The 7773-nt window shown below is 59.0% G+C and carries 10 protein-coding genes; 8 read left to right on the plus strand and 2 right to left on the minus strand.

The features are described 5' to 3' along the window. The coding region (locus tag AR689_RS22510) for an orotidine 5'-phosphate decarboxylase / HUMPS family protein (RefSeq protein ID WP_197412980.1) at nt 1-123 on the minus strand (123 nt) is incomplete at its 3' end. Nucleotides 124-194: 71 nt separating this feature from the next. Further along, nucleotides 195-794 (minus strand): 6-phospho-3-hexuloisomerase, encoded by a 600-nt coding sequence (gene hxlB / locus AR689_RS22515; RefSeq protein ID WP_062073965.1) that lies wholly within the window; start codon nt 792-794, stop codon nt 195-197. A 262-nt stretch (nt 795-1056) separates the two neighbouring features. Between hxlB and AR689_RS22520 the strand changes: the two genes are divergently transcribed. The 8 genes from AR689_RS22520 to AR689_RS23720 form a co-directional block, all read left to right on the plus strand. Continuing rightward, on the plus strand, nt 1057-1818 hold the full coding sequence (locus AR689_RS22520) for a FadR/GntR family transcriptional regulator (RefSeq protein ID WP_062073966.1): 762 nt from the start codon (nt 1057-1059) through the stop codon (nt 1816-1818). After that, a complete protein-coding gene (locus AR689_RS22525) occupies nt 1815-2525 on the plus strand; it encodes a cache domain-containing protein (protein WP_062073967.1) in 711 nt (236 codons plus the stop codon). Before AR689_RS22520 ends, AR689_RS22525 begins: the two co-directional genes overlap by 4 nt. A 422-nt stretch (nt 2526-2947) precedes the next feature. Continuing rightward, entirely contained in the window at nt 2948-4444 is a 1497-nt protein-coding gene (locus AR689_RS22530) for an APC family permease (protein ID WP_062073968.1), read from the plus strand. 279 nt (nt 4445-4723) lie between these two features. Beyond that, nucleotides 4724-5101: a cupin domain-containing protein gene (locus AR689_RS22535; RefSeq protein ID WP_024819177.1), complete on the plus strand. Its 378-nt coding sequence runs from the start codon at nt 4724-4726 to the stop codon at nt 5099-5101. Nucleotides 5102-5125: 24 nt separating this feature from the next. Next, on the plus strand, nt 5126-5593 hold the full coding sequence (locus tag AR689_RS23715; protein ID WP_062073969.1) for a dimethylamine monooxygenase subunit DmmA family protein: 468 nt from the start codon (nt 5126-5128) through the stop codon (nt 5591-5593). Then, nucleotides 5590-6570 (plus strand): PDR/VanB family oxidoreductase, encoded by a 981-nt coding sequence (locus AR689_RS22545; RefSeq protein ID WP_062073970.1) that lies wholly within the window; start codon nt 5590-5592, stop codon nt 6568-6570. Before AR689_RS23715 ends, AR689_RS22545 begins: the two co-directional genes overlap by 4 nt. Then, nucleotides 6567-7568, plus strand: coding sequence for a heme-dependent oxidative N-demethylase family protein (locus AR689_RS22550; protein ID WP_062073971.1), 1002 nt, complete (start codon nt 6567-6569; stop codon nt 7566-7568). Before AR689_RS22545 ends, AR689_RS22550 begins: the two co-directional genes overlap by 4 nt. Before the next feature lie 48 nt (nt 7569-7616). Then, the coding region (locus AR689_RS23720) for a hypothetical protein (protein WP_156424689.1) at nt 7617-7773 on the plus strand (157 nt) is incomplete at its 3' end.

The following is a 7773-nucleotide window of genomic DNA, read 5'->3' on the forward strand; positions in this document are numbered from 1 at the left end:
AAGACCCTCAGCCTTGATCAACGGGGTACCGAGCTCAATGATGTCAACGTACTCCGCAACCTGACCAGCCAACTCAAGAGCAGCCTCGGTAGTGAGCAAATCAATAGCAACCTGAAGTTTCATGATGTTTTCCTTCTGTTATTTACTTCAATGGGGTGTAAAAACTGGGGTGTGGTGCCTGACGGGCGGACTGTTTACTCAAGATTGGCGTGGCGCAGCCACAGCTTTTCCGCCGGCTGCGCGTCGTTTTCCCACAGGGACTGGAAGATAGCTTCGGTGGCCAGGAACAGTGCCTGCTCGAAAAGCGATCCTGCATATTGCCGGGAAACGGACGAGCCATGGTCGGTCTTCTGTGCGGCCGGAATGATGACCAGAGCGTCGGCGAGCCCTGCAAGCGGCGACTCGGCGTTGGTTGTGAACACCGCGATGCGGGCGCCGGCCTTCGCTGCTGTCTCTGCTGACTTGACCACGCCGGATGTTGTTCCGGACCCCGAGGCCACCAGAAGCAGATCCCCCGAAGCGATTGCAGGCGTGGTGGTATCGCCAGCGATGTGGACTGTGAGACCCAAGTGCATCAATCGCATGCCAGCCATGCGCAAGACCAAACCGCTTCGGCCTGCGCCGGCAACAAAAATGCGGCCCGGGTGGCTGATGTGACTCGCGAGGCGGGCCATCTGCTGTTCATCAAGCTTCGCTGCGGTGCCCGTGATCTCGTCCCTGACGAGGGACAGATTGCGGACAATATCAGATGCTTTGGTGTACGCGGCAGTCGTCGCGCTTGCTGTCGTATTCACGATTTGTCCCCTTCGGTTTCAGTCCTCGTCCTGCTGCGGTCGAGGAGTTCTTTCGGTTAAGAACCATGTTTCCGAATCAAAAGGGGTGGGGTAACACTGTTTTCTGACGGTTCTTCCTACACTTAAGGAGTGGTCCTCAGTGCACTCGACGTTCTCAGCAGAGTCAGAACACCATGGATGACTCCACCTCAGTGAGACTCTCAAGTACCTCTCGTCTGTAGTATTGAAGCCACCCGCAGTCCAACTTTCGGAGCGCAGACTCTTGGCATCGCCGTCCTCCTTTCAGTCGCAGATTTACCGCTCTTTGCCGGAAATTGAGCGCGCCGAGGCGATTGTCGACAGAATCTCAACGGCGATCTCCCTCGGCCTGCTAAAAGTGGGCGAACGCCTGCCTGCTGAGGCGGCACTCTCGGAAATGTTTGGAGTTGGCGGCGCTACTCTTCGCGAAGCCCTGACGGAGTTGCGGGACCGGGGCATCGTGGAGACACGCAGGGGCCGGAGCGGCGGTTCTTTCGTCGTCCAGCAGCCGCAAACACAAGCAGAAGCCATGCGGGCGTGGTTCCTTTCGACGTCGATCTCCGAGATCCGGGACATCGGAGACGAACATGCAGCCATAGCGGCCGCAACCATCCGGCTGGCGTGCGAGCGCGCAGAGGCCCACGACTTCGAGCGCCTCCAGGAGTTGGCGCGTTCCTTGGTTCTCGCCCACTCCCCCGAGCACCGCGCATCAGCCGACAGCCGTTTCCACGTTGAGCTGGCGGTGGCAGCTCAATCACCCAGACTTGCCAATGCCGAGATCAGACTGCAGCAGGAGACGGTCCAGCAGTTGTGGACGCCCCTTGCTGTAGCATTTGACCCCGAAACGGCAACCGCTGAACATTTGGAGTTGGTTCGGGCGGTTGCCCAGGATCAGCCTGAGAAGGCCCAGGCGTTGGTGCTTGGACACATCAGGCGGAACATTTTCCATTTGATTGATACGAAGCTAACAGTCGGATACGCCCTCTCAAATCAGGATGCCCAATGAAGCTCGACAACGAAGTCGTACACGCTGCACATGCCTTGGCCGTCTGGACCAGCGGCGTCCTCGCCGAGATCAACCGCCTGGCCCGAAACGTTGCCGAACTGGTGGAATTGAACCTTGCGGGACGTCCGAAAGTGGACGAGTCATCACTGGTGGGCCTTGAGGTGCTCTCCCGGGAGTTCCTCGCCAAAAACCCGTTTGCCGTGGGCGCGGGGACGTTCTTCGCTGCCCAGTCCGTCGAGGCGGAGGGGCACGTTTTCGAGTGGTGGTCACGTGGGCAATCGGGTTCCGTTGCGAAACTTGATGCGGACGTGACTCCAGGGAGCAACCGCTATTACGACTACGAGAAGCTCCCGTTCTTTTCCACTGCAGCGTCCACGGGCGAACAGACTCTTTGGGGTCCTTACATCGACTATCTCGGCTTCGAGGAATACATCATCACGCTTACAGCGCCGTTCTCTCTCCACGGCACCTTCGCCGGAGTGGCGGGGTGCGACATCCTGGTTAAGGACCTGGAACCACTGATCATGCCGGACCTGCGCGCCATCCCGGGCAATGCAGCGCTGGTGAACGCCAGCAACCGCGTCATCATGGGAAACTCGGGGATGTACTTGGTGGGCGAACGCATCAAGCCCGGATCTCCCGAAGACCAGCAGCGCATGGACCTGGACGTTCCTCATCTGGGCCTCTCCTTGGTTTACGGCAGCTAGCTCCGAGGCCAACTGGAGACTTTCCCTAATTCATTTCAACAAAAGCTGTTGAAATGAAGGTATATGGATGTAACCTCTGAAGTGATCTATTTCACAGGAAGCTCGGAACGGTAAGCGGAAGACCTGTCCCACAGCCACAGGCTCTTCATCACCATTCTTCCGCTGACGGCACCTCGCCAGGTCCGCCGCCACTCCACCTCCGGCGCACCACGCTGACGACCAGCAGCAGCGCGCTCGTCATCCGGATCCACAGCTTCGTCCATGCCTCGACGCGCGGGGAAAACGACGCGCACTCTGAATGTGAAGACATAACTTGCCGTGCAGTTCGCTGCCCCCTTTAACGGGTTCAGAGGGCCTATCGGGGGCGGCAAGTTTATCCAACTGAAGAAGACGGGCCCTTAGTTCAGTCAAGGGAGATTGTTATGAGTGAGAACCGTTCAGTGACAAACACCAGCCAAACAGACGGCTTGGCACGGTCAATCGATTGGAAGCAAGGACTGGCGATCGCACTGGGTGTGCCCCTGCTGATCCTGCCATCCCTGGGCTATCTGCCCATGTACTTATCGGCTGGAGCCATTATCGTCTGGGGGTTATCGGTGGTGCAGGGCTTCTTCCAGAACGCCGCCTACGCGGAGTTGGCCACTACCTTCCCCAAAGCCTCCGGCCTGCCAGGCTTTGCACAGCACGTTTTCCGCACTGAGAATTATCAAGGCAAGTATGACAAAAGCAAGCTGCTTGGCGGCTTCAGCGCCTGGAGCTATTGGTTTGCGTGGACACCGGTACTGGCAATCTTCTCCATACTCGTGGGGAGCTACTTGCATGGACTCTTTCCCCTCCTGGCGGAGGTCTTCACTGTCAACCACCTCGCACTGATGGCGGGGGCCGTGATCATCGGCGGCCTGTTTATGGTGAATTGGTTCGGGCTCAAAGATGGCGCGAAGCTAGGCTACGTCCTGGCAGCGTTCTCACTGTTGCCACTGGTGGTGCTCACGGTGGCGCCATTTGCCACAGGTCACGTTGAGCTGGCAAACATCACGGGGAACTGGCTGCCGGCCGACTGGTCCTGGGACATGCACCACATCCTGATTCTGTTGGGCATCTTCGCGATTGCCCAGTGGAGCGCCTGCGCTTGGGAAACAGCCGCGATCTACGGCCCGGAGTACAAGAACCCCGGCAAGGACGTTTCCAAAGCCCTCTTTGCCTGCGGCGTTATCTGCCTCTTTTCCTTCGTGCTGGTCCAGGCAGCCGTCATCGGCGTCCTGGGTGTGGAGGGGGTCCGGGCCGAACCAATCTCGCCCCTCATCCCGGTTGCCAACGCAGTTTTCGGAAGTATCGGATCCCTGGTCACCATCATCATGCTCATTGCCGCCATGGTCCTCATCATGCAGACCGCATATTTGGGCTCGTCCCGGGCCATGCACTCGATGGCAATGGAAGGCAACCTTCCCCGATCCCTCGGTAGAACCAACCGCAACGGCACGCCGTTCGTCGCCATGCTGGTCATCGGCCTCTTCAATCTGGTGCTGATCTTCATGGGCAACCCCGCCGCAATCGTCGCCGCATCGGCCATTGGATACACCTGCGCTAACGGCATCAGCCTCTTCGCCTACGTGAAAGCCAAGAGGCACCCGGCCTTCGCAGGGCTGGAAAGGCCCTTCAAGGCGCCCAGAGGCTGGAAAAATGTAGCGCTGCTGTTCGGCTTGTTCAATCTGCCTCTTTGCCTGATCGGCGTGGTCTATCTGAACAGTCTGGAGATCGGCTGGACGCCCACGTGGGTGGGCTTCATCGTCCTGGGGCTCTACCTCCCCATCTGGTTCTACTCCCAGCGTGAAGCGTCGCGGTCCCGGGAGAAGGCGGCTGCCGCCGTCGAGCTTTCCAGTCACCGCGAAGAGGACCTGAAGGGCTTCACCCGCCTCTAGGCCCGCAGAAGGAGCCACCGGGAACTTCTCATGAAGATTTCTATAAAAAAGTCTGGACTATAAGTATTAGCTCTAGTAACTTTACTTGTGGGATGAGGCAGTGATCCTAGTCACAGGATCGAATGCGACGCCAGAACCTCACTTTGTCCCTAGTAAAAGGGACTTTCGGAAACCTCATTCCGCCAACTCGGGCCAGTCGGCCCACCTTTCACTCAGTTGCTAAATGCATTTGAAGTGAGACATTTCGAACCCACCGTTACTCACTCAAAGGAGAGACCCATGGACACGCTCGTAGGAACACTCAGCAAGGCCGGATCCATTCACAAGGTGGAAGGCGGTTATGTAGGAATTCCGTCGATGGACCTCCCCGGAAGCGAAGCCTTCATCGGTGACGCCCTCCACAACCCCGAAGGCTCGGTAATGAGCGCCGGCTTCTTCGAGCTAAAGGCGTCAGAGCCCGTGGTCTACACCTACACGTACGACGAAATGAAGGTAGTCATCCAGGGTGAGTTCATCCTCACCGACCAGACCACCGGCGAAGTGACCCACGCGAAAGAGCGTGACGTGCTGTTCTTCCCCAAGGGAACAACCGTCAAGTTCGAGACACCCGAGTACGGCCTCGGGTTCTTCGCCGGCGACCGTTCGTTCGCTCCGTAGGACCCCGCCGTGCGTTCCGCGTCAATGCCACCGGCAGCAGGCACAGGCTCGGAACCTGGTTTTCGCGGTGTTATCTGCGCATCTTTTGGCGCAGATAACACCGCGGAACTACCTGGCGGTGGTCAACCCAAGCACGATCTTCGATTCGACTCCGCAACACCTGAAGCCCTCTCGGAGCTGAGGAGGGCACTGGGATGTTCGAAGGTGGGCGTCCGGCTAATGCTCGCTGGCCCCACATCGGACATTCGGGCGGCAGCAGCAGTCGCCGCAGAGTGCGGAATCCAGCAGGAGGAGATGACGCTCCTGAGTGAGGAAAACGCACCCAGGGCAATCTACTGCCCCCATTGCCACGCCACCACCCCAACTCTTCGGGTGGCCGGCTCGGAAGTGAAGTGCACAAATTGCTGCACCAACCTCACCACCACTGACCACTTTTCCCGCCGTATGGGCGCGTATCTGGGGTACCAAGCCCACGTAGAGGAGGCATCATGACGGTGACAGCTCTCCCCATCAGTCCCCATCCGGCAGTGGACGGAGGCCTGCGGCTTGAGGTGACAAACGTCAAACCCCAGACGGATTCGATAGTCAGCATCACGTTGACAGACCCGTCGGGAAAAAACTTGCCATCCTACGTTCCGGGCAGCCATCTGGTGGTCCAGTACGGCGAGGAAGGAGTCAATGCCTACTCGCTGACGGGTTCCGGCAACGCCCCCTCCGAATACACCATCTCCGTCCTCCGGGTGGAAGAAGGCACGGGCGGCTCCATGGCCATGCACCGGCTCATGGTGGGCGACAGGGTTTTCGTTTCGCGCCCCCGCAGTGCCTTCGCCCCTGCGTCAACCGCCACGCACCATCTCCTTGTTGCTGCTGGCATTGGAATCACGCCAATTCTTTCCCATGCACGTGCCGCCGCTGACCGTGGCACCACATCGTCACTGATCTATGTTTACAGGCCCGGTGCAGGCGCGCATGTGGAGGAGGCCCGGCAACTCCTGGGTCCTGCCCTGACTGAGTGCCGTAACCGCGAGACCTTCCAGCAAGTCCTCAATGAGCAGCTCACAACCCAGGGCGTTGGAACACACCTCTACGTCTGCGGACCGATTGCGTTCATGGATTCAGTCCTGGATCTGGCGCGTGATCTGGGCTGGGGATCGGCCAGATTGCACTCTGAAGCCTTTGGAGCAGCTGAACTCGATGACGGCGAGCCGTTCATGGTGAACCTTGTCCGAAGCGGCCTGCGGCTAGAGGTACCAGCCGGCACTTCACTTTTGGACACCCTCGAGAAGGCAGGCAAGAGCATCCCCAACATGTGCCGTAAAGGCATTTGCGGCGAGTGCATCCTCCCGGTCCTCAAGGGAACCCCGCAGCACAGGGACCTTTACCTCACCGACCAGGAAAAGGCCGAAAACACCACAATGATGTGCTGTGTTTCACGCAGCGAAGACCCAGAACTGGAGTTGGACCTTTGAGCACCACCATAGACAACGACACGGACATTACATCCCTCCCGGACCGCATCAGGGGCTTTCCCTTCCCTTTCAGCGGCGATACCTACCGCTACAGCGCCAACGTCCAGCCAGCCAACAACGCCACGGCCACCGCGGTGGGTTCCTGGGGCGCCGGGGTGATAGACATCGATGAGTTCTACCTCGGGGAAATCGCCGACCGCGACCGGATCCTGAAGCGCGACCCCTCAAGAATCCAGGTCCTGCCTCACATGCGCCCCGCAGTGTGGGACACGGTGGCCACCTTGCTGCCCACCATGGCGGAGGAAAACCCGGAGATCATGTCCTTCCAGCGCGAAGGAAACAACTGCCGGTGGCAGAACAAGCTCCAAGATCTGGATATCGAATTCACAGTGGGCGTGGACGACTCGCTCCCGATGGGTCCCCTGCGTTTTCTAGGTACCCAGATCCAAGACGACATCGTCCTCCTCGATGTCCGGGATAACACGATGTGGCTTGACGCCGGCCTGGTCAGCTTTGCCGCAGACTGGTCCTTCGGTTTCGACGTCGGCATGAGCTTCCAGGAGATCCACCACCCTGTACCGCGGGTCAAGGAAGAGCGCATCATCAGCCGCGCCGAGCAGTTCCTCCTGCGCTTGCAGCCCGGTGAGCAATTCCGGCGCACCAACTGGACCATGACCATCGGCAGGCGGCTGGACACCTCCACGGAGACGTACCCCGAATGGGGTCCCGACCGCGCAACCATTGCCAATGATCCGGACATGCCGGACAAGCTCCACCTGCGGGTGGAAGTCCAGCACCTCATCCGGCTCCCGCACACCGGAGTGCTGCTGTTTCTGATCCGCAGCTACCTCCTGCCTCTGAGGGACATCGCACAGGTACCTGCCTGGCGCGAAAGGTTCGGCAAGGTCCTGGCCGAGCTTCCGGACGACATGGCGGAATACAAAGGCATCATCCGATACCGACAGGCAGCCTCCAATTGGCTGCTGTCCGGCCAATAACCATCGATCAATCGACATATCAAACACATCGAATCAAAGGAGTTCATCGTGACTTTGAATATTGAAACCCACGCCCATTTGGGTGTTTCGCATCCGTTGGATCCGTTGTCGCGGGAGGAGATTTCCCGTGTTGTGGCTGTGTTGAAGGACGGTCCTGCGGCGGCGGAGTCGTTCCGTTTTATCAGTGTTGAGTTGCGTGAGCCGG

It is taken from the genome of Arthrobacter sp. EpRS71, from assembly GCF_001512285.1.
Taxonomy (GTDB): domain Bacteria; phylum Actinomycetota; class Actinomycetes; order Actinomycetales; family Micrococcaceae; genus Arthrobacter.

Bases quoted from the DNA above. Each gene is read 5' to 3' on its own strand.
- AR689_RS22525 (WP_062073967.1), top strand. From the start codon at position 1,815: ATGAAGCTCGACAACGAAGTCGTACACGCTGCACATGCCTTGGCCGTC.
- AR689_RS22530 (WP_062073968.1), top strand. From the start codon at position 2,948: ATGAGTGAGAACCGTTCAGTGACAAACACCAGCCAAACAGACGGCTTG.
- AR689_RS22535 (WP_024819177.1), top strand. From the start codon at position 4,724: ATGGACACGCTCGTAGGAACACTCAGCAAGGCCGGATCCATTCACAAG.
- AR689_RS23715 (WP_062073969.1), top strand. From the start codon at position 5,126: ATGCCACCGGCAGCAGGCACAGGCTCGGAACCTGGTTTTCGCGGTGTT.
- AR689_RS22545 (WP_062073970.1), top strand. From the start codon at position 5,590: ATGACGGTGACAGCTCTCCCCATCAGTCCCCATCCGGCAGTGGACGGA.